Here is a 578-nt window from a genome sequence, read left to right as displayed (position 1 = left end):
GCAACGATGAATCCCGATGCCATTGCGGACCTCGGATTTTGGTTCGCGCTGACACCGGTGCCGCTTGGCACCGTTGTGCGAGTGTTGATCGCCATTGCATACGCCCGATTGACGGGGAAGCGGTATCCGTTTCGCCATTTTGATGACCTGAACGGCCATGGCACACGGGACCGAGACCCCGTAGAGCGCTTTGGGCTGTCGGAAGAAGAATTGACCACGATCCTAGAGCGCTACAGCCAATCGTTTAACTTAGGGACCGAAGATTTGGCACGCTCAATCGGAGCGGCGGAACTGCAAGCCGCAACCCATAAAACGGGTGTAGCCACGGCATCCGACATCATGTCAAAGGACATGGTTACGGTGACGCCGGACACGGACTTCGCTAGCCTGTTTAGACACCACCGGTTCACCTCTTTGCCGGTTGTTGGGGAAGGAAATCGCTTCTTTGGTACTATTTTCCAAATTCATTTGATTGATCGGGCGCGCGAAGATGCGCTGCGCCTTCATCGTGGCTTTCTCCCTGCCATGATGCGCCTTGTCGACGCTAAAAGAGACCGGCCAGTACGCGCGAAGGACAT

At 55.7% G+C, this 578-nt stretch carries 1 protein-coding gene; it reads left to right on the top strand.

The genetic code is table 11. The features are described from left to right. Window positions 1-578 (top strand): CBS domain-containing protein (locus AB9F26_RS22240; protein WP_369769126.1); only part of this gene is annotated, 578 nt, incomplete at both ends.

The sequence above is a fragment of the Falsihalocynthiibacter sp. BN13B15 genome (genome assembly GCF_041205415.1).
In the GTDB taxonomy this organism is placed as follows: domain Bacteria; phylum Pseudomonadota; class Alphaproteobacteria; order Rhodobacterales; family Rhodobacteraceae; genus Falsihalocynthiibacter; species Falsihalocynthiibacter arcticus.
This window is presented reverse-complemented; position numbering and strand designations above follow the sequence as displayed.